This is a genomic window from Cutibacterium sp. (assembly GCF_030525615.1).
In the GTDB taxonomy this organism is placed as follows: Bacteria; Actinomycetota; Actinomycetes; order Propionibacteriales; family Propionibacteriaceae; genus Cutibacterium.
This window is the reverse complement of sequence record NZ_JAUNEJ010000002.1, coordinates 238,498-259,617: the sequence shown is the minus strand read 5'-3', so window position 1 is coordinate 259,617 and position 21,120 is coordinate 238,498. Positions and strand designations below refer to the sequence as shown.

The following is a 21,120-nucleotide window of genomic DNA, read 5'->3' as shown; positions in this document are numbered from 1 at the left end:
TCCTCAGTGGGAAGACCATCGAATACTTTAACCTAGCTTGGGTGAAAGCGCCAAGCCGATCGTCATCACGACCGTGAAACAAGCGTCAAAAGTGTAACTTCCGGACGGCAGAACGTCCGATATGGAGCGAAGGGGGAACACCCCACTCCGGCCGAGACGTGTAACCATCCGGTGCGTCCATCGCTGCTGTGTTGTGACAATCCTTTGACCCGTCCGGTGTCCAGGTCGCAGTTGGTGATAATGGCTCCTTTGCCGGGAAGACACACCTGTCCTCCGTGGGTGTGCCCGGCGAACACGATGTCCATGCCGTCGCCGACCATGGCGTCAAGAATCTTGAGGTAAGGCGCATGGGTGACGCCGATGTTGAGGTCTGCGTCACCATCTGCGGGTCCCGCGACCTTCTCATAATGGTCTCGGTCGTGGTGGGCGTCGTCGGTACCGCGGAAAGCAAGCCGATGGCCGGCCACCTCCACCTCGCCTGCCTTGTCGTTGAGGTCTAGCCAGCCTGCGTCGGTGAACGCTTGCCGCAACTCCTCGTGAGGAAGCTCCGGTGCAGGTCTCTCTGACCCTTGTGAACGCCCATGCAACAGATACGACAATGGGTTCTTGAAGGCGGGCACCAGATAATCATTCGACCCAAAGACGAAGGCTCCGGGACACCCCAAAAGTCCTTTCATGTCATCAAGGAGGGGCTGTAGGGAGTCAGCCGAACAGAAGTTGTCGCCGGTGTCGATGACGAGGTCTGGTTCGAGGTCAGCCAACCCACGAATGAACTCCCGCTTGGCCTTTTGACGAGCCAGCATGTGGAAGTCCGAGATGTGTAGCACCCGGAGGGATGAACTACCAGGCGTGAGCACCGGAACCTCGACGTGACGTATCACGAATCGATGGGCCTCAATGACGCCATAGGTCGCACCAGCGACTCCGACTCCACCGACCCCGACAGCCACCTTCAGAAAAGGTCTCATGTCAGCGTGGTCTTGTCGAGGCAGGGGGCTGCTGGCCGCCGCGATTCCCCCCGCCGTTATTGCTGCGGGGCTGGTTCTGCTGGGCGGGAGGACTCTGCCTAGGTTGGGCGGTAGCCGAGTTCTTTGGCTGAGTTTGCCGCGTCGGGGGAGCGTACGTCGGCTCTGGTTCTGGCTCTGGACCCTTTGACACCTTGAGTGCGACGGTTTTCCCGGCATGGGCCTTACTCTCCGGATCCGAGCCGAGGTACGTTCCCGGTTCGGAGTCGTCCCAGACACGCCACCTCTCTGTTCGGAATCCGGCCTTTTCAATAGCAGCCTTGGCCTCGGAATACGTCATGTTGTCGGTGTTCGGGATCGTGATGAGCTTGCCATAGCTGATCTCATCGCTGGGAGAGACAAAGTCCGTCTTGGGTTTGCCTTTGAGGACACCTGCCATGGCAGCCCGGTAGATCTTGCCGGCATCACTGCCACCAGAACCATTCAGGTAGACCCCAGTTGATGTCTGAATTCCCTTGATGGATCGCGAATCGGAACCTCGGAAGTAAGAGTTGCCGCTGTCAGCGGCGATCATGGCTACACCAGCAGCCTGCGGCGTATAACCGTCAAACCAGGCAGCCTCGCCATCATCGGTCGTACCAGTCTTACCAGCCTGCGGGTAACCGCCCGGGATCGTGGCAGCTCTGCCGGTGGCGTCCATCACGCCGGAGAGCACCGAGTTGACGCCGTCTGCGACCTTCTGCGGCAGGATTCGTTTGCAGTTGCCGGTCGGCACTTTGAGAGCAGAGCCATCACGGTTCTTGACCGACTTCAGAATGATCGGATCACACGTGATACCGCGCGAGGCAAAAGTGGCGTAGGCCGAAGCCATCGACAGCGGTGACACGTATGCGGTACCAAGGGTAAATGACGGCACATTCTGGAAACTGCTGACGATGTCCTTGCCGTTGGAAAGCTGGACCCCAGTGTTTTGAGCCATCTTGGTGACGTCACACATGCCGACTTCTTGTTCCAGCTGGACGAAGTAGGTGTTCACCGACCACGCCGCAGCCTCACTCAAATCCATGACCCCTGAGCGGCTCGTGGAGTTTTTGACCGGGAAGGGACCCGACTTGAAGTTGCCCTTGCAATTAGTGAAGGTCTCTCCGGTGAAGTCCATTCGGTACTCGGCGTCATAGCGCTTGTTGATCGGTATCCCCTTTTTGAGGGCTGCTGCCGCCGTGAAAGCCTTAAAAGTTGAACCTGCCTGAAAACCAGTGGCTCCACCCATGGAGGCGGGAGCCATGTAGTTGTAATAGGTTTCTCCGGGCTTCTGGCCCATGACAGGACGCGACTGAGCCATCGCCATGATTAATCCGGTACCAGGCTGAACAATTGCCGTGCCAGCAATGACCGGGTCCTTGGGGCCAACGACCTCGGAGACGGCCTTCTGGGCGGCATCCTGAGCCTTGGGGTCGATATTCGTCTGAATCGTCAGACCACCACGTTTGACCATCTTGGCCCGCTCGGAAGGGTTCTTGCCCAAGCTGGGCATCGTCAGTAGGGAGCGGTAGGCATAGTCACAGACGAAGGGATACTTTGAGGAAATGCAGCCGTTCTTCGGATAGGCCACCTTCGATTTGTCGAAGACGACCGCCTCCGCCTCGCGAGCCTCGTCGGTGCTGATGAGTTTGAGTTGAGCCATGCGGCCTAACACGATGTTTCGGCGGTTCATGGCGGCCTCGGGGTGGTTCACCGGATTATAAGCGACCGGGTTTTGCACTATGCCAGCGAGCATGGCTGACTGCGCAAGGTCAAGATTGGCAGCCGTCGTCCCGAAATAATGGTGGGCCGCCGCCTCGACGCCATATGCGCCGTCACCGTAATAGGCAATGTTGAGGTAACGCTCCAAGATCTGCTTCTTGGAGAGTTTCTTTTCCAGCGCCACCGCGTAACGCAGTTCCTGCACTTTTCGGGTGATTGTGGGCTCTTGGGCGGCCTGGACGCCCGCCTCGTTGCCAGCCGCGACGGCTGCCTCAATGCGTATCTGCTTGACGTATTGCTGGGTCAAGGTCGACCCACCCTGACGGGCTGATCCGGCAAGATTCGTCACCAATGCGCGGGTGGTGCCTTTGAGGTCAATCGCACCATGAGAGAAGAAGCGGTTGTCCTCAATGGCGACCTGAGCGGTCTGCATCTGCGTGGAGATTTTTGACAGCGGAACGTACTCACGGTTCTCGTCGTAGAAGGTGGCCAGTACTGAACCGTCTGCCATCAGGATCTGGGACTTCTGGGCCTGCGAAGCACTCATCAATTCCGCAGGCAGATCTTCCATGCTGGTGGCCACCAGCTTCGTGGTGCTGCCAGCCACAGCGGCGACAGGCACGACGAACCCGGCTGCCAGCAATCCGGCCAGGATGCTGACGATTCCGAACATCGCCAAGGAATAAAGCTTGCCTTGCCTGTCTGAGCGCATGACCTTAAGAATACGTGAGAGTTCAGACACACCTGAATGCCACAGGCCGGTCGTTCGCAGGTTTACCTGTGTGTTCCTACTATCGTGGCAATCGCGCCTGACGGTTCCGGTCACGTCATGGTGGTTCAGCAACAGACCGGGGCGCTCCCGTTCTGACCACGGAGGGATCGCTGTCTGACGCCGGTTACAAACCTGGCAGGAGGGTAGATGACGCGAGTCGTCCAGAAGTTCGGCGGGTCCTCGGTGGCCGACGCCGCCTCGATCAAGCGCGTAGCGCGCCGGATTGCAGCAACCAAGCAGGCCGGAAATGATGTTGTCGTCGTCATCTCTGCCATGGGTGATACCACTGACGACCTGATGGACCTGGCCCTTGAGGTGTCACCTCAGCCAGCTCCGCGAGAACTCGATATGCTCCTGACAACCGGTGAGCGTCAGTCTGCCGCGCTGCTGGCGATGGCCTTGTCCGATCTGGGGATCCCGGCACGTTCCTACACTGGTTCACAAGCTGGTGTCATCACGACCGCCGCCCATGGCAATGCCCGCATTATTGACATCACCCCTGGACGCATAGTGACGTCCTTGGAAGCCGGGGATGTCGTCATCGTGGCGGGATTCCAAGGTGTTTCACAGACGACGAAGGATGTCACCACTTTGGGGCGCGGTGCATCGGACACCACTGCGGTGGCGCTCGCCAGCTCGCTGCACGCTGATTATTGCGAGATCTACTCCGACGTCGATGGGGTGTTTACCGCCGACCCACGTATCGTGACCGGTGCTCGCCGTATCCCCGAGATCTCCTACGAGGAAATGCTCGAGATGGCTGCCTGTGGCGCGAAAATTCTCCATCTGCGTTGCGTCGAGTACGCCCGCCGCGAGGATGTGCCGGTTCACGTGCGCTCCTCGTTCTCTGACAAACCCGGCACCTGGGTTAAGGACCTTGCCGATATCACGAAGGGATCTGACATGGAAGAGGCCATTATTTCAGGCGTGGCCCATGACCGCTCGGAGGCCAAAATCACCATCGCCGGTATTCCCGACGCGGTGGGTCGGGCCGCCCAGATCTTCGACATCATCGCGCGCGCTGACATCAACATCGACATGATCGTCCAGAATGCTTCCCGGGTGATGAATGGCCGTACCGATCTGTCGTTCACTTTGCCAATGAGCGATGGTCCGACCGCTGTCCGTGCTCTAAAAGCTGTCAAGGATGAGATCGGGTACGAGCAGATTCTCTACAACGACCAGATCGGCAAGGTGTCTGTGGTCGGCGTCGGCATGAGATCCCACCCCGGCGTCACCTCGACCTTTTTCCGCGCCTTGGCAGACGCTGGCATCAACTTGCAGATGATCTCGACCTCGGAGATTCGGATCTCGGTGGTCGTCGATGCCGATCAGGTCGACAAGGCCGTGCGTGTAGCCCACACTGCCTTCGGGCTGGACGCTGAGGGAGAAGCCGTCGTCTACGCCGGGACCGGCCGCTGAGGCGACGATGGCTGGACCTAGCGCCGACGATGTTTATGACCTCCTTCACCTCCCGGAGACGGCTCCACCAGTCGACGTCTACGACAGTCTTGACATCGACGCCACGACCTTCGGCGTCGATTATTCATCCCATGCGCTGACCCATCTGGACCCCGAGGACGACATCGATCGCACTCGGGTCATTCCACGGATTGACGCTGAGGTTCCGACAGCTGCCGCGAATGTCCCGGCAGAGGGGTCGCTGCTTCGGGCAAGCGCGGTGATGGCGGCTGGAACAATGGTCTCGCGAATCCTCGGATTCGTCCGGACCTACCTGCTGACCGTCATTGCCGCAGGTACCTCGTTGGCCCTCGACGCCTTCCAGGCCGCCAACACACTGCCGAATGTGGTGTTCATCCTGCTGAGCGCGGGAGTTTTGAACGCCATCCTCATTCCGCAGATCACTAAGGCGATGAAGCAGCCTGACGGCGGTCAAGAATTCGTCGACCGATTGCTGACGGTGTCCTTTTTATCGGTCCTCGTCGTGACGATCGTGGCGACTGCGGCGTCGCCGTGGCTGCTCGATCTCTACTTCTCTTCCAGCGGGGCGACACGTCACCTGACGGTGTTCTTCGGCCTTATCTGTATGCCGCAGATCTTTTTCTACGGCCTTTATGCGATCCTTGGGCAGGTCCTCAACGCGCGAAACCAGTTCGCCTCGTTCATGTGGAGTCCGGTGCTGGCAAACATCGTGCAGATCGCCGGTCTGGTGTGGTTCCTGGTGCAGTTTGGTGCCCATCCGGACCCGGCTTCCTGGACGCCGGAGATGGTGTGGGTCCTGGCCGGTACGACAACCCTGGGTATTGTCATTCAGGGGTTGTTCCTCATTATCCCGTTGCGCCGAGGCGGGTTCCGCTGGCGGCCTCGGTGGGGTATTCGTGGCTACGGGCTGGGAGCAGCGGCGCGTATCACGGCATGGACCTTCACGGCATTGGTCATCGCCCAACTCGCTGGCATCATTATGAAGAAGATGCTCTCTCATGTGCGTCTCATGCATCCCGAGGTGTCGTCATCAATCAGTGCCTACGACAACGCCTTTCTCATCTTCATGCTGCCGCAAAGCTTAATCACGACGTCAATCCTTACCGCTTTGTTCCCCCGGATGAGTCGAGCCAATGCTGACGGCAACGACACCGCTATGAAGAAACTGCTACGACAGGGACTGGAAATGCCCGCCTTGGCGATCATTCCGTGTTCCCTGGCTATGGTGGTGCTGGCTCGCCCGGGAGTCCAGACGGTCTTCTCCCTGGAACCCAGCCAGGTCGATGGGCTGGCCGGGGCAGTCGCGATTATGGGTATTGGCCTGTTGCCCTTTGGTATTACGACTCTGCAGCAGCGTTACTGCTTCGCTCGCGAGGACGGCAAACTGAACCTCATTATGCAGACGGTCGCTACCGGCACCCAACTCATCATTCTGGTGACGATGTTTCTTTTTCCCCCGCAGGCAGCCTTGCTCGTCGTGGCAGCGGCGCAGACCCTCGCCAGCCTGGTGGGAGCGGTCGCGTGGATCATTGTTGCTTCTCGCCAGCTTGGCGGGATTGGCATGGGGAGGGTCCACCGGCTGTGGCTCAAGCTGTTCCTGGCGTCGATCGTTGCTGCCGTTCCCACCTACGCCGTTGCCCACGGCCTTGACGCTGCCGGGCACGGTGCCTGGATTGGCCACGCTGGCGGAACACTCGTTGGCGGTGTGCTCTTCATCGGGATCGTCCTCGTTATGGCAAAGGTGCTGCACATTGATGAGGTTATGGACCTACTGAGGCCGTTCTTGCGCAAGGTTGCGCGCAAGGCCTGAGCTAGTCAGCGGTTCGGTAGCCAGAAGTACGTCGTCAGAGAGACGGGGGATGTGTGCGGGTGCTCAGGAAGACTCGCAGCCAAAGCCAGTTTGATTGACGGCAGTTCCCCGACAGTAGACCTTGCCGGCCTCCAAGCCTCCAGTGTTGACTGTCAGCTCAGAAACGGTGACGAGAGTCAGGTCTTCCTTGCGTAGGGCATTGATGAGGTCGCTGGTGGCGTCAGCCGTCGAGGGATAGGTGTCATGGAGCACGATGATCGGCTGGGTGTACGTAGTCGCGTATTCGGTCACGGTCTGGGTGATCTTGGCCGCGTCACGGTCTTTCCAGTCGTTGGAATCCGCCGTCCAGTTAATCATCGCGAGGTTTTGCTCGGCCATGGTCGCGTCGACCCGCTCGTTATGCGCGCCATAGGGGGGGCGGAAAAGCATAGTCGGACGACCGGTGAGCTTGCTGAGTGCATTCGCTGCGTCAGTGATTTCGGAGGTTCGCCCCTCAGAGCCGAGCTCCGTCAGAGTCTGGTTGCTCGCCGAGTGGCTGCCAACCTCAAAACCTGAACCGGCAAGCATTGTGGTGGTGTCCGGGTGGGCTTCGACGTTAGTTCCGACTTGGAAGAAGGTGGCCGTAGCCTGGGCCGACAACAAGCTTTGCGCGACCTTGTCCGTGGTGTCGGCTGGGCCGTCATCGTAGGTCAAGGCGACGCATTTCTCGACGATGCAGTCGACGCCAATCGCCGTCGAGGGATGAGAGGGCTTACCAGCCGACTTGGCAGGACGACCCCCCGGAACAGGTTTGGTATTGGGCGAATCCGCTGGCTTCGGGTCGGTCTTGAGCTTGGTGAACCAGGTCACATCCGTTGAGGGGGTGCCGGTGAACGGGGTCGGATGGAGGGACGCTCCCAATGCCTTCTGACCAAGTTCGCTGAGCATGGGGGAGATCGTGTCGGCGTCGATCATGATGGTGCGCTGCGCCTGGTCGATAGCCCCCGCAGGGAAGCGGACGAGCATATTTCCCTTGCTGTCGAAAGACAGGGCGGGGCCGGTTCCGTAGGGAGCCTGCTGCTGCTGAAGGGCAGCCTCGGCTTTTTTGCCGTCAAGGCCGTCGGCCTGGGCAACCTTGACGACCTGTTGGCTGAATTTCGGCCAGTCGGGCCAAGAGATGAGGGCGCTGGCGGACAAGGTCTGCTTCATCGTGGCGTCGTACCACAGGGTCGTCGTGGCTGTGGAGGTCTTCTTGTCCTTGACGACATCAGCGTGCAGCTCCACACCGAGCAGATCAGTCGTCGACGACGTGAAATGGCCTGTCATGGTCACCTTGGATGCTGACTGCCATGCGGCTCCACGCAGTGTGCGCTCCCGGACGACCTCGATGGCCTGGCTAAGATTGCGTGCCTTGGTGATGGTGGGCACCTTGACAGAAATCTCGGATGGCGTGTCCAAAGAAGTCGTCGTCATGGAGGCACCAGACACATTGCTGGCGGGGACCGATGTGGACTTCAAGGCAGCATGAATATCCGACGGTGAGGGCGTGGGTGAGCCGTCGTGGTGAGCGCACGCTCCAAGCGGGAGAAGGGCCACCAAGGCAATGGCCAGGGCTCGTATCGAGCGACGCGGGTAGACACTCACGCTTTTAGATTAGGGCCGACTTCATGCGGGGAAAAACGCAACGCCGGGGGCGGCTGACATTCTGGGTGAGTTCTTCGAATTCTCAGGTAGCGGCATTGCCAGGCGCAGGGCTCCGTGGCCGCGGTGGTCGAAGCGGTAAGTGGAGTAGCCGGCGTCATTAAGGCGCTTGACCAGGCAGTCATAACGGCCAGAGTGCTCAGCGGCACCGTGGACGATGACGACAGCTCCCTTGGCGTTCGGGACGATGTTTTTGCGGAAGAAGAGCTTGGTGCCCCAGTGGTCGGTGCTGGTGACGTACCCGGTGGTGAGTTTCGGTTGGGCAGAAACTGCGGCGACTGGTTCCGCAACTGCGGATGCTGGAGCGATGGTACGCGGTGGAGAAAAGACAGGTAGCGAGATGGGCACATAGCGAGGTGGGGCTGCAGATTACTCTGCAACCCCACCTGGCCAGGCGACATGAATCACATGCGGTTGTGCGCCGTCAGAATTCAGTTGTGCGCAGTAAGAATTCAGCGGACCTGCTCGGCGGGAAGCCAGCCAGCGCTCTGGAAGTCACCGAGGTTACCGACGTGCTCGGTCTTGTTCAGGCCGGGCAGATTGATGGTGAAGCAGACCTTGGCGGCCTTGAGGTTAGCGGCGATCTCCTGGGCCAGCGGCTTGAGCTCGCTGAGGCTGGAGGTGTCGCTGAAGGCCTCGCGGGCATTGTCAACAACGATCTGGATGACCTCCTTGACGAGGGCATCCTTGTTGGCCAGCAGAGCCGGGTTCTTCAGCACGGTGCTGACGATCTCCTTGGCAGAGTCGATGGCCACTGACTTGGCCTTAACGGCACCATCCTGAAGGAGGATCTTGGCGATCTTGGCCTCGATCTGGTGACGCTCCTGGGCGTTGTTCTTGAGGCAGTCGAAGTCGATCTGAATCGGGAGCTTGGAGGTGTCGATGCTCGAGGCCGTGGCAGCCGGGGCGGGAGTAGGAGCGGCAGCCTGGGCCGGGACGGCCATCAGTGCGGTGCCGGTTGCAAGGGCAGCAGTTGCTCCAGCGGCGACGAGACGGTTCTTCATCATGGGGTGTCCTCCCTGTTGTTGATGGGGTGCAGGCGCCGGTTAAGCCCGGCTGACACCGATAAATTACGAAGGCCCGTCGCAGCCGGTCCACCCCACAGCGCAGTTGCTGTACTTTCGTCTGACAGCCGGAAACAAAAGGGGTTGAGGCGGGTGGAGGACCTGGACAAGTGGTCGTCAGGAGATCCTCCGACCCTGAAACGAGAGCCGCGCGGCTGCCTGGTCCAGGTCCTGAGCCTTCATCAGAGTCCTGGTCAGGGTAAGGATTGACGTCTTGCTTCGAGGCGGGGGTTGAGACTGGTGTGACGCCGGATGATTTGGAAGATATGGAAATAGCAGCGTTGGACCCGGGTAGTTTTCCAGTGCTCACGCACGGCTGAGTGAAGGCCAGTGCCATCGAGCAGCCAATCCAGAAACCACGGGAGTTCGCCTTTGCGGGCGCTATCGGGGCGGCGGTGCGTCGTCGAAGGCCCGCAGGTGCGGCAACGCCATCGAGTTCGTCCCGGGCTGGTGGTCCCGTTCTTGACGAGGACCCGACCGCATACACCACAAACATGACGATTACGAGGAGAAGACACCAGGCATGCTTCCAGGGTATGTCAGACGCCACATTATGGCTGGTTAATCACTAGAGACTGACCGATATATATATAAAATTCTGACCTATAACCCCTAAGTCTGCTCTGCTTTGTACTTTCGGATATATCAAGTTTTCCCACTCCTCAGAGTGAGGGTGCTCTATATTAGATTTGCATAAGGGTGACGGCCCTTCTTGTCAACGGGGTTCCATAGAAGGAGAGACGCTGTGAAGGCTAACCTTGGGTTGATGGGCTACCGTCGTGCGGGGCTGGGAGTCATGAACATCAGTTCCGGGAATAATGACGCGATGTCGTCGTACGAGAACAAGTCGGGTACCAACGCGCGTTGGTATCACAATATCAACGGTCGTGGAAGATGTGTCAACATGCTGGCACACCGTTCGGACAATGACATCAACACCTGGGACGACAACAAGCTGTCGTCGTGGGCCACGAACGGTTCCTGCTGAACAGGTTTCGAAGGGACGAGAATGATCTCTGCGATTGGTGTGTCCAAATCCTTCGGTGTTGGTGCGGGTCGAGTTGAAGCGCTTCGAAGTATAGATATTGAGTTTTCGTCTTCTGGTCTACACGCTCTCATGGGGGAGAGCGGATCGGGGAAGAGCACTCTGATTAATCTGCTCGCCGGTCTGGACGTCCCCGATGCCGGGGTAATTGAGGTGAACCGTAAACGTGTCTCCGAATTGGATGAGGCGGCACGGGCTCGGTACCGGCTTGAACACGTCTCGGTCATTTTCCAAGACAACAATCTCATCGCGGAGATGACAAACATCGAAAATGTGGCTTTACCACTGTGGGCGCGTGGCCAAAACCGTGCCCAAGGTCGCAGGGCTGCTGAAGACGCCTTGGCCCGCCTCGGGATCGACCAATTGGGTGACCGTCGACCGGCAGAGGTGTCGGGGGGCCAGCGCCAGCGCGTGGGTGTCGCCCGTGCGTTGGCTGGCGGGCAACGAGTTCTGCTGGCCGACGAACCAACCGGAGCGCTGGACTCAGCTAACTCGGAGGAGCTTTTCAAGGTCTTCGCCGCTCTGGCGCACGAACAGTCAATGTGCGTGGTGGTTGCCACCCATGACCCGATCGTGAGCCGATTCTGCGACTCAATGACAGTGCTGCGTGATGGGCAGGTCATCAAGTGAGGCACAGTCTGAACATCGCACTGTTGAGGATTTGGAGTCGTAACCGCAGCCGCTTCACCGTAGCCGTACCGTTGCTGGTTGTGGTGGCAGCGTTCGTGGCGTTGTACATCGCTGTGTCGTCTTTCACGCTCAGTGGTGCTCAGGTTGCCGATCGCGAGCTTGGCCCAAGCAGCGCCTCCGTAGTCGTCAATCAACAACAGGCCACCCGCTACCCGGATCGCGCTGTCCTGGAGGCGATGACGGCAGCTGGAGCCAAGAATGTGCGCGTTGCCGTATCCGGATCAGATTTCCAGATCGATGGCTTTCGCTCCACAGGTCTGTCCAGCGGTCCGCAGGATCGTGTCGAATACACCGAGTGGCTGCAAGGGAGCAAGCCCTCCCGCTATGAGGTTGCGGTGGGACGGTGGCCTAGTCGATCCGGTGAAGTCATGCTGTCGGAGAGGCTCTCGGTGCGTCTTGGTAATCCCTCCACCATCAGAGCCTTCAGCAACTCGACTCGTCTCACCGTGGTCGGAACCTTTAGGGATGTCTATGCCACCAAGGGGCTGGTGGTTGTGGGCGCACCGGGGACTTGGCGGCAGATGTCGGCCGCTGCGTCAACGGGGTACCCCGACCTCACCTATTCGACCCAGTACCTGTGGGACGGGGTTGAGCTTGACGTCATGATTCCTGTGATTGCAAAAGCATCTGGTACGTCAGTTGATGACCTGCACGCGGGGGCTTTCAGCCGTGCGTTCCTGCAGGGCCTCGCCCAGCGGTCCTTGTTCGCGCGTAGTTCATACCTGACCGTGATCCCCTGCCTTCTCCTGTGCGGTGCCGTTCAGCTGACCACGATCACTCGACTGTCAAGGTCTCTCCAGGTAGAGCGCGCCGCAATGCTTCGCATGGGTATCCCCATGTCGGCGACCCTGATCTCCACTCTCGGTGTTGTTCTACTCGTCTGTCTCGGAGCATGCCTGGTTGGCGTCGGGATCGGCTGGATCGCCGGGCAAGTGATGCGGTCCGCAGTTTTGCCGCACTTTATGACCCAGCCACTCAGCCCTACAGCGCCGGTGGTTCTTCTGGGATTGGCGCTCTTGGGGCTCACCGTCATTCTTTCGCTGCTGAGTATCGCCATCTTCCAGAACGTATCGTGGCGTCCGAGACCGGGGTCCGCCCGATTTGCGTCGCTGTTGAGTTGGGGCCGACGGATTGGGGCAGCGGGGCTGCTGGTGACTGCCTTAATCATTGTCTATGGTGCACGTCAGCTCGATGGTGCCGTCAAAAGCGTTGTTTTCGGCGCCCTGGGTCTGGCTCTGGTCGTGCCCGACATCCTCACAGGACTCACCGCCGTGCTACATCTGCCATCCCTGTCCGGGCAGCTGGCGCTGACCAATATGCGCGCTGACCGGCCCAGGGTCCGGGCCCTGGGGTCAGCTCTGTGCATGTGCCTTGCGATCCCAGCGAGCGTCACTGCGATTATGGCGTCCTACCTGAGTTCTAGCGCCGCGCTCAGCATGGCGATCCCCGGACAGTTAGTTGTCCAGTCTCCCAGTGGCCAACCACTGCCAAAGAACCTGCCGCAGCGGATACAAGCCGGTGCGGGGCTTCCTGCCCCCATAGCGGTCCACATGCTGGGGGGCCAGATTTCCTCCACCGAAATTCCGGGGGCGTACGGAGTGATGGTAGTTTCCCAGCCATCAGAAGCTGAACGTGTTCTTGGCGTCACGTTGGACCAAGGGCAACGCGCCGCATTGCAAGACGGTGCGATGTTGGGGTTCGATGAGCTCCCCGAAACCGTGGAACTCTCCTTGGACAATGGGCGTCGCGTTGACGTGCCGACTCGGCATGTGACGGTTCCCCCGACATGGAGTTTCATATATGGTGGAGTCTTGCTGGAGGGTTCTGTCAAAGCACTGCATGCAGCATCCATGCCCGATCGATGGGTGTATGTCGATCTTGACGAGGCCCAGATCGCGAAAGCAATCGAGTTCGTTCACACTCAGAAGTTGGACCCGCGTGTCCTGACCTACTATGAAGCCCCGCCGAAGCCGGAACTTCCACCCGTTTTGTGGGCGGTATGCTTGGCGCTGCTTGTCATCGGAGTCACCATCACCATGGGTGTGTGTTCTTCCTTTGGCGAGACGGCGCGTGGTCAGAGTCGACAGCTCCTGGCCATCGGCCTGCCAGCGAAGTTCTGCCGTAAGGTTCCCATCATCCAGAGCCTGCTACTGGTGGTGACCTGCGGACTTCTTGCGAGCCTCGTAGCTGTTGGCCCCGTGGTCCTCGCGCACGGAATGTCCCACTCGCTTCACTTGTCGGTCCCACATGACTGGGTCCTGGGTTGGGTGGCTGTCCTCGGTCTGCTGGCATTGATCGGCCCGTTGATGGGGTTACGGGGTATCCGCGCTAAGGATCGCCTCGCCGATGACTTGGCATGATGTACGTGCGCAGGGGCCGGTCCCCTGGTGGGCAGCGACGTCCCCAAGTGAGCCTGTACTCCCAGATCAATGGCGGAGGTTTCGGTGAACAGATAACCCGCCTAGAAAGCAAAACTCCTGGTCAGATGACCTCTGACCGGGAGTTGCGTGAAGTAGTCGGACTCACTTGCGTGAAGTGCTCGTTGTGCGCGAGAGAGGAGTTGAACCTCCACGTCCCAAGGGACACTGGCACCTGAAGCCAGCGCGTCTGCCATTCCGCCACTCGCGCATCGGGTTCGTTCGAGGAACCCAACTCGGAGACGGTAGCACGGAATACGCGGTGAAGTGAAATTGGTCGGCTTATGCTGCACCACAATCGGAGCGGCAAGACCCCCATATGTACTAAAAACCACGTAGCAGTTGCCCTGCTCGGCGGCGCTATCAGTGCGCTGGCGGCTTTCGGGCTGGGATTCTTCAGTGTCAGCGGTGATGCCGCCTACGCCGTCGTCCAGCACGCCCAAGAAGCCATCCCAGTGCCAGACCAAGTACCCCAGAGCCAATGGCGACCCCGATCTGCAACGGACCCCATTCGCGAGTCGAGACGGTCACCGTTTGCCCGTGGGGGATCGGCGCTCCTTTCGCCTCGGCAGCCGCTACGGCATTCGCGCGCTGGGCGACTCGATCCAGGCTGGCCTCCAGCACAGTGCGGGTGTACCCCATGTGGACGGGGCGGCCTTGATTGAGCTCGTCCTGCCATGTCGATTGCAGGGTGAGAATGCGCGTCAGGGCCGGTGCAGTGTCACAAACCGGATCGCCCTTCATACACACCGAATAGGTTTCTGGGTACGCCTCGGGAGGAATTGCCGCGCCGACCCGGATCATGTCAGCCTCCAGAGCTTCCTGATCGATGGACTCCTGACTCAAGCCCAGGGTCGCTTTGATGATGGACCGCATTTGGGCATCGCGATTAGCCCCTGGAGTCGCGTTGGCTCGCTCGCGCAAATAATAGAGGATGGCCGCCATTCCGATGGCTGACTGACCGGCGTCGCCACTGAGTTCCTGGACGTTTTGGCCCGGGTAGTGATCGGGGTTTCCGGCCAAAATGGCACCAGCTAGACGCTGAGGGGTGTCAGTCTGGGCGAGGGCCTGCGTAATAGCTTGGGACCCTTGCGAGAATCCGGCGAGGATTACCCATTCCTTTGGACACTGCTTCTTCTCATCGTTGAGGAGGGCGGTGAGTTTCTTGGCTCCCAGGGCGGCCGAGTCGAAATACTGCGTCGCTGGCATGGTCGCGTCGAAGAGCAGGCTGCTCATCGACGCTCCTTGCAAGGTGTGAGGGTCAGCTGCGGGGTAATCCAAGTAGACCTGACGAACAGTTCCCCGGCCTTTCCACTTCTGGGCCAGGGCGTCGCGGATCGACGTGATCGTGTCGCCGTAGGGAGGGGTTTCTCCCGAGCCACGGACCCCGACGAACATCACGGAGGCGCACCGCATGTGGGACGCCTGCTCCGAGGACACGGGGTTCGCGTCCCAGCCCATTCCTGCCCCGGGGGTGATAGGGGCCACTGGGGCAGACGATGGTGCGGATTCGGTGGCGTAGCTGGTGCTGGTGGTCGTCGGGGTGGGCGTAGGCGGCTCGGCACGGGCAGGAAGAGGTGTCGAGACGAGGGCGACGGTGATGAGGAGTATGAGCAATGCCTGCCGTAGCTTCACGACGTCAGTCAAGCAGGCGCCGCCGACATAGTGTCGACGGTGCCTGTTCGGTTTCGGTGTCGTCGGTCAGGGCTGCTGGAAAGTCCCTGTGATCGACGCGGAATCCAGCTCAGTGGTGTGAATGGCGAAGCGCACCTGGACGTTTGCGGCGTCGTCGGGAATGTCTAGGTGTTCGCTGGGCATGGCATGGACAGTATGGATATAGCGGTGGGCTGGTCCAGGTGGCGGGCAGGCGCCGGAGTAGCCGTCCTCCTGGTAGTCGTTGGTCCACTCCCGCGCGCCGGCCGGAAGCGGGCCGCCTTCGTCGAGGGAGGTGACGTCGGCTGGGATGTCGGCGAGAATCCAGTGCCAGAAACCGGAGCCGGTGGGGGCGTCAGGATCGTAGATGGTGATCGCGTAGGACTTGGTGCCCTCCGGGCCGGGTGTCCAGCTCAACTGGGGACTGACGTTCTGGCCGCCTGCGTCGGCGTGGGCGTAGGTCAGGTCGATCGGTTGACCGTCACTGATGGACGTGCTGGTGATCTCCATGGATGTGTCCTTTCCCTGGGCGTGAGTCCATCATGCCAGTCAGCTGCGCGAACGGAAGGGCATGGGTGTGTGGCGCGCGGGGAAGCCCCGGGCAGAGCGACGAGTCTGTTAGTCGAGCCTGCTGAAAGCCCTCGTCCGCAGCACCAGGTCCTCGGCCTCGTCACATTCGTCGAGGTCGACGGTTGCGGTGATCGACCAGTCGTGATTTCCGGCTGGGTCGTCGATGATCTGACGAACGAGCCAGATACGGCTGTTGCGTCGTCCCGACTCCTTCTCGATCATGAACAGACTCGGGGAGCGGGCGTCAGGACCATCGTTGATCTCGTCGTGTTCGTCCCAGTAGTCGCCCAGGGTGTCCTCCCAGATCTTGGTTGTCATGGCAGAACCGTCAGGTTCAAGATGTCCTAGGGCCTCGAAGTCGTCGTCGGCAGCCAAGATAACCTTGCGGAACATGGCATTGCGCACCATGACGGTGAAGGCTCGCTGGTTGGAGGTGAAGGTGCGTACCGGGCGGACCTCATCAGGCTCCTCATCGACCGGATGGGTGAGTTCTTCCCACTCGTCAATGAGGGAGGAGTCGGTGGAGCGGACAACCTCGCCCAGCCAGGAGATGACGTCCGCAAGGTCCTCGGTGCGTTCGGACTCGGGGACTGTTTGACGCAGCGCCCGGTAAGCGTCGGTCAGATAGCGCAGCACCAGACCCTCGCTGCGCTGCACCTTGTAATGGGCGCAGAACTCGCCGAAAGTCATGGCACGTTCATACATGTCGCGCACTATTGACTTGGGCTGCAAGGCGTCGGCGGGAATCCAGGGGTGGCTCGGTGCGAAAACCTCGAACAAGGCATTGAGGGTTTCTTCGAGAGGCCGGGGCCACTCGATGTCCTCCACGGCGGCCATGCGGTCCTCGTAGTCGTAGCCGTCCTCCTTCATCTGCGCGATGGCTTCGCCCCGAGCCGCGTGCTGCTGGGCGATGAGAACGGTCATGGGATTGTCGAGGGTGGCTTCGATGACGCTCACGACGTCGAGGGCGTGGGTGGGGGACTCCGGGTCCAGGGTTGCGACGGCCTCGCTGGCGAAGGCTGACAGCGGTTGGTTGAGGGCGAAATCGTCCTGCAAGGCCTCGTTCATGGCGAACTTGCGGCCACCAGGGGTCGGCTTGTCGAGGCGGTGGACGACTTCGGAGCGCAGCAGTGATAGGCCGATCTGAACCGCGCGGCGGTAGAGACGACGACGTTCGGCCATGATTGGGGTGGCGGAGTCGACGAGATGTTGTACGGCCCGGGCGGTGTCTTCGTCGCGTTGTAGCAGGTTGAGCAGCATGGCCTCGGTGATCTTCATCCGGGCGTGCAGGGTCTCCGGGGTGGACTCGATGAGTTTGGTGAAGGTCTCCTCAGAGTAGTTGACGAACCCCTCCGGGGGTTTATGACGCTGTACCTTGCGCCTCTTCTTGGGATCGTCCCCTGCCTTGGCCAGGGCTTTTTCGTTGGCGATGACGTGCTCGGGTGCCTGGGCGACGACATAGCCAACGGTGTCGAATCCGGCGCGGCCAGCACGTCCCGCTATTTGGTGAAACTCACGAGACTTCAGAACTCGTGTCCGGCGGCCGTCGAATTTCGTCAGTGAGGTGAACATGACGGTACGGATCGGCACATTGATACCGACCCCGAGGGTGTCAGTGCCGCAGATGACCTTGAGCTTGCCCTGTTGCGCGAGAGTCTCGACGAGCCGCCGATATTTGGGGAGCATTCCGGCGTGATGGACGCCAATACCGGCGGTGATGAACTTCCGTACCGTGGAACCGAATCCTTTGGCAAAGCGGAAGTCCGCGATCTCGGCAGCGATGGCGTGACGCTCCTCGGTGCTGACGAGTTTCATCGACGTCATAGATTGGGCGCGTTCCAGCGCCTGTTTCTGAGAAGGGTGGACGATGTAAACCGGGGCTTTCTGTGCGGCTACCAGCTCCTCGATAGCCTCGTGGTCGGGTTTCATTGACCAGGAATATTGCAGCGGCACTGGCCTGACGACGCCGCTGATGACGCTGGTGGGGCGTCCGGTGGTATTCGTCAACCCCTCGGACAGATCGCTGACGTCACCAAGGGTGGCGCTCATGATGATCTGCTGGGCCTGCGGAAGCTCGGACAGCGGCACCTGCCATGCCCAGCCTCGGTCGGGGTCTCCAATGAAGTGGAACTCGTCCATGACGATCTGGTCGACGTTGGCGTGCCTCCCCTCGCGTAAGGCGATATTGGCGAGGATCTCGGCGGTGCAGCAGATGATGGGAGCGTTGGAATTGACGGACGCGTCGCCGGTGACCATGCCGACATTGGCTGCTCCGAAGGTCTCACAGAGGCTGAAGAACTTCTCGCTGACAAGAGCTTTGATAGGAGCGGTGTAGTAGGAACGTCCGCCTGCGGCCACACATGAAAAATGGGCTGCGGTAGCGATGAGGGATTTCCCAGACCCGGTCGGGGTGGTGACGATGACGTGATTGCCCGACAAGATCTCCAGTATCGCCTCCTCCTGGTGTTCATACATGGAGATGCCGTCATGAGCGACGGCTCGCTCGATGTGGTCCAAGGCCATGTCGGCATCGAGGGGACGGGCACCAGGGGAGTCCCAGCCCTGTCCGCGCTCCCCGCGGTCGGTGGTGACGGGGGCGCGGCCGTCGACCATGTCGTCAAGGGCTTCGGCCAGGCGCACGGTGTCTCCTCAGATTGGGGCGGGCAGAACGGGTTCCAATCTAGTGGTGGGTTCGGACGGGCGTCGTGCTTTCTGAGGGCCGGTGCCTGTGGGGCGGCGTGGTGCCCGGTCAGTTCGCCCTCCGGTGCCGTTTCCAATTGCACAGACCTGGCGCAGGTAGGGGCTAGGTATCGCAACAGACCAACCGGGCACCCTAGGAATCAACGCGCGGTCGGAGTACGGGTCTCGGCGCTGATGAACCAAGCCTGCTGTTCGAGCTGCTGAATGAAACCGTGCAGGATGTCGGCGGAGGTCGGGTCCTCCTCGTCAATCTGGTCGTGAACCTCACGCATCGTCCCGGTGACAGCCTCGATGGAGGCAGTGATGACCTTGATGGCGTCGTGGGTCAGGACTTCTCCTTGTGGGGATTCTGGCAGAGAAGTGGTGGCTGCGACGACGGCAGGACGACCGTCCGGGGAAGCGTGGAGGGCGCGCATACGCTCGGCAATCTCGTCAGCACCCGCGCGGGCCACGGCGACGACCTCGTCGAGATTCAGGTGGAGATCACGGAAGTTCGGGCCGACGATGTTCCAGTGAGCGTGCTTGCCGGCCAATTCCAGCGCGATGAAATCGACGAGAACTTTTTGAAGGTTCGCAGCGAGGGTCTCGGACGCCTTGAAACCAGACTCGGCGTTCTCAAGTTTGGTGGTGGTCTGTCCGGCGGGGGTCGGAACGTTCACAGTGTCAGCCATGTGAAATCTCCTTTGTTCGGGGTGGCCACGCGTCGGCCACCGGCGTACATACAGAGCAACACGAGGCAAAGTCGGACTATTCCATGTTTGCGAGGCAAAACGTCGACGTGTCACCTCCTCGGGGCGGGCCATCTGACTCCAACGCCTCGATGGGGCATGATGTGGTGCATGAGCGCAGAGGTTGACGAGTCTGGTTCCATCGACGCCCCCACCGATGGACGACTGGTTTTCCCCGACGAGGTGGTGTCATCCAAGATCATCGCTGTTCTTCCGGACGTCCCGTCGTCGGATCTCATGGCTCCAATCGAGACCATGATCCAGGAAAAGGTCCGCGTCTTCACCCTTCCTGCTGCCGACGTCGACCGGCGGCGCGAGGTGCTGAAGATCTACCGTCGGCGTGCTGTTATCGGCGTTCACGGGGTCATGACCGTCGACGACGTGGAAGGTCTTGTCGACGACAAGGTCGCCTTCGCCCTCCCGGTTGCCGCTACTCCTGATCTTCTTACAGCCCTACGGGAGGCCGGTATTCCTGCCGCCCCCGACGCACTGACGCCTGCCGAGGTCCGCGCTGCCTGGGGTGCCGGTGTCGACGCAGTACAGGTCGCTCCAGCTGACATGGGTTCAGCCAGTTATGGCGAAATCCTCACCCGGATGGCACCTGGAGCTGTCCTCATTCCACGCGGCGGCGTCGGTTCCTATGCGCTGCGTCGCTGGCTGGCAGCTGGTGCTCTGGCGGTTTGCCTGGACGACGTGCTCGTCGGGGATGCGTGCCAGGACGGAGTCATCTCGGCGCTGCGAGAGCGTTGCCGTTCAGTCCTGCAGGTCGTTGTCGACGCCGACGCCTGAGCTAGTTCCTGCGTCCTCAGGTGGCTGCATCCTCAGCTTTGGTCCGAGTGATCCCAGTCATCGAAGAGGGAACCAGCGTTGTCGTCGCCATCCGCGTGATGGTCGTCGCCCGGGTGACCTGCGTTCCGCTTGTCGTGGTGATGGGTCATTGGCCCGATGAGTACCCCGAGCACCAGAACGCCGACAACCACCACGAAGATCAGCAGCGGCGTGCTTCCGCCGAAGGACTCCAGCAGGCTGCGTTGCGGTACCGGTACCGGGGTGGTTGAGGTCTGCGGTATCCGACCGTCTCTGGACTCGTCATCCGTAGTGTCAGGAGTAGGTGTCGGTGTCGACGATGGGGTTGGGGTTGCAGACGTTGGTGTGGGGGTAGGAGTAGGGGTTGGGGTAGGAGTCGGCGTCGCTGACTTCACCTGCACCGTCACGGTTTTCTGAGACGTTGCGTATCGGGAATCGACGAGCTGGACCGTCACGGTGAAAGGGCCGTCGGGGGCGTCCGATGGCACCTGGACCGCGGCCTGGTAATTGCCTCGCGAGTCGATGGGAGCGGTGAGAGCAGCATGGCCGTCATTGCCAAGAAGAATCGTCACCTCGCTGTCAGTGACGGCTTGACGGTTTGAAAGGCTCACCGTCCCGGTGACGTTCAACAGAGTCCCCGGGGTTGCGGTTGCTGGTTTCGCGGTCGCCGTCACGACGGTGGTCTGCGGGGCGAGGCTGAAACTACCTCTCGATGAGGCAGCGCCAACCCCAGCAGCGCCATCAAATGTTGCTGACAGGTCATGGCTGCCGCCATGGATTGAGGCCGGTAACCGGAAGGTGCTGGTCCACGCGCCAGTGTTGTTCGTCGTTGCGACGGCAAGATGTGTGCCATCGACCGCCAGATTGATCCGAGCTCCCGAAACCGCTTGTCCGGTCTGGGTTTTCAAGGTTCCCCTGGCCTGTATGGTGCCCGCGCCGTCGACGGTTGCATTCATCGAAAGGCTGCCAGGAGGAGTCGCACCCGGAGGGGCGGCATAGGCCGTTGACGCCGACCAGGGCGTCTGGACTGAGC

General features: G+C 60.5%; 15 protein-coding genes, 1 tRNA gene and 2 pseudogenes. 6 read left to right on the top strand and 12 right to left on the bottom strand.

The window, feature by feature from the left end; all coding sequences use genetic code 11:
* Positions 1-65 precede the first annotated feature (65 nt).
* Positions 66-968: a metallophosphoesterase gene (locus tag Q4B98_RS04895; protein WP_303195982.1), complete on the bottom strand. Its 903-nt coding sequence runs from the start codon at positions 966-968 to the stop codon at positions 66-68.
* A 1-nt stretch (position 969) separates the two neighbouring features.
* Positions 970-3,450: a transglycosylase domain-containing protein gene (locus tag Q4B98_RS04890; RefSeq protein ID WP_303195981.1), complete on the bottom strand. Its 2,481-nt coding sequence runs from the start codon at positions 3,448-3,450 to the stop codon at positions 970-972.
* A 177-nt stretch (positions 3,451-3,627) separates the two neighbouring features.
* On the opposite strand from Q4B98_RS04890, the gene Q4B98_RS04885 reads away from it, so the two are divergent.
* Both Q4B98_RS04885 and murJ read left to right on the top strand, forming a co-directional pair.
* Entirely contained in the window at positions 3,628-4,902 is a 1,275-nt protein-coding gene (locus tag Q4B98_RS04885; protein WP_303195980.1) for an aspartate kinase, read from the top strand.
* Positions 4,903-4,909: 7 nt separating this feature from the next.
* Entirely contained in the window at positions 4,910-6,733 is a 1,824-nt protein-coding gene (murJ, locus tag Q4B98_RS04880; protein ID WP_303195979.1) for a murein biosynthesis integral membrane protein MurJ, read from the top strand.
* A gap of 63 nt (positions 6,734-6,796) precedes the next feature.
* On the opposite strand, the gene Q4B98_RS04875 is transcribed toward murJ, so the two are convergent.
* The 4 genes and pseudogenes from Q4B98_RS04875 to Q4B98_RS04860 form a co-directional block, all read right to left on the bottom strand.
* Positions 6,797-8,140: a polysaccharide deacetylase family protein gene (locus Q4B98_RS04875; protein ID WP_368492309.1), complete on the bottom strand. Its 1,344-nt coding sequence runs from the start codon at positions 8,138-8,140 to the stop codon at positions 6,797-6,799.
* A 327-nt stretch (positions 8,141-8,467) separates the two neighbouring features.
* Positions 8,468-8,689 (bottom strand): annotated as a pseudogene (locus Q4B98_RS04870) (alpha/beta hydrolase); the annotation flags it as partial.
* A gap of 176 nt (positions 8,690-8,865) precedes the next feature.
* The gene (locus tag Q4B98_RS04865; protein ID WP_303195978.1) at positions 8,866-9,420 is read right to left on the bottom strand and encodes a hypothetical protein; all 555 of its coding nucleotides are present in this window, start codon (positions 9,418-9,420) and stop codon (positions 8,866-8,868) included.
* A 213-nt stretch (positions 9,421-9,633) separates the two neighbouring features.
* Positions 9,634-9,995, bottom strand: a pseudogene (locus Q4B98_RS04860) (hypothetical protein); the annotation flags it as partial.
* Between the two features lie 248 nt (positions 9,996-10,243).
* Here Q4B98_RS04860 and Q4B98_RS04855 point away from each other — a divergent pair.
* From Q4B98_RS04855 to Q4B98_RS04845, 3 genes are all read left to right on the top strand, one after another.
* Positions 10,244-10,465 carry a hypothetical protein gene (locus Q4B98_RS04855; RefSeq protein WP_303196128.1) on the top strand — a complete coding sequence of 74 codons (222 nt, stop codon included), beginning with the start codon at positions 10,244-10,246 and terminating at the stop codon, positions 10,463-10,465.
* A gap of 129 nt (positions 10,466-10,594) precedes the next feature.
* Positions 10,595-11,152 (top strand): ABC transporter ATP-binding protein, encoded by a 558-nt coding sequence (locus Q4B98_RS04850; RefSeq protein ID WP_303196127.1) that lies wholly within the window; start codon positions 10,595-10,597, stop codon positions 11,150-11,152.
* Positions 11,153-11,175: 23 nt separating this feature from the next.
* Positions 11,176-13,572, top strand: a complete 2,397-nt coding sequence (locus Q4B98_RS04845; protein WP_303195977.1) for a hypothetical protein — start codon at positions 11,176-11,178, stop codon at positions 13,570-13,572.
* Positions 13,573-13,757: 185 nt separating this feature from the next.
* On the opposite strand, the gene Q4B98_RS04840 is transcribed toward Q4B98_RS04845, so the two are convergent.
* From Q4B98_RS04840 to Q4B98_RS04820, 5 genes are all read right to left on the bottom strand, one after another.
* A tRNA-Leu gene (locus Q4B98_RS04840) sits at positions 13,758-13,840 on the bottom strand.
* A 191-nt stretch (positions 13,841-14,031) separates the two neighbouring features.
* The gene (locus Q4B98_RS04835; RefSeq protein WP_303196126.1) at positions 14,032-15,090 is read right to left on the bottom strand and encodes a cutinase family protein; all 1,059 of its coding nucleotides are present in this window, start codon (positions 15,088-15,090) and stop codon (positions 14,032-14,034) included.
* Between the two features lie 240 nt (positions 15,091-15,330).
* On the bottom strand, positions 15,331-15,792 hold the full coding sequence (locus tag Q4B98_RS04830; protein ID WP_303195976.1) for a YbhB/YbcL family Raf kinase inhibitor-like protein: 462 nt from the start codon (positions 15,790-15,792) through the stop codon (positions 15,331-15,333).
* Between the two features lie 108 nt (positions 15,793-15,900).
* Positions 15,901-18,492: an RNA helicase gene (locus Q4B98_RS04825; protein WP_303195975.1), complete on the bottom strand. Its 2,592-nt coding sequence runs from the start codon at positions 18,490-18,492 to the stop codon at positions 15,901-15,903.
* A gap of 200 nt (positions 18,493-18,692) precedes the next feature.
* Positions 18,693-19,223, bottom strand: coding sequence for a Dps family protein (locus tag Q4B98_RS04820; RefSeq protein WP_303195974.1), 531 nt, complete (start codon positions 19,221-19,223; stop codon positions 18,693-18,695).
* A gap of 168 nt (positions 19,224-19,391) precedes the next feature.
* Here Q4B98_RS04820 and Q4B98_RS04815 point away from each other — a divergent pair, with 168 nt between their 5' ends.
* The gene (locus Q4B98_RS04815) at positions 19,392-20,069 is read left to right on the top strand and encodes a bifunctional 4-hydroxy-2-oxoglutarate aldolase/2-dehydro-3-deoxy-phosphogluconate aldolase (RefSeq protein ID WP_303195973.1); all 678 of its coding nucleotides are present in this window, start codon (positions 19,392-19,394) and stop codon (positions 20,067-20,069) included.
* Positions 20,070-20,101: 32 nt separating this feature from the next.
* On the opposite strand, the gene Q4B98_RS04810 is transcribed toward Q4B98_RS04815, so the two are convergent.
* Positions 20,102-21,043 carry a hypothetical protein gene (locus tag Q4B98_RS04810; RefSeq protein ID WP_303196125.1) on the bottom strand — a complete coding sequence of 314 codons (942 nt, stop codon included), beginning with the start codon at positions 21,041-21,043 and terminating at the stop codon, positions 20,102-20,104.
* Positions 21,044-21,120 lie beyond the last annotated feature (77 nt).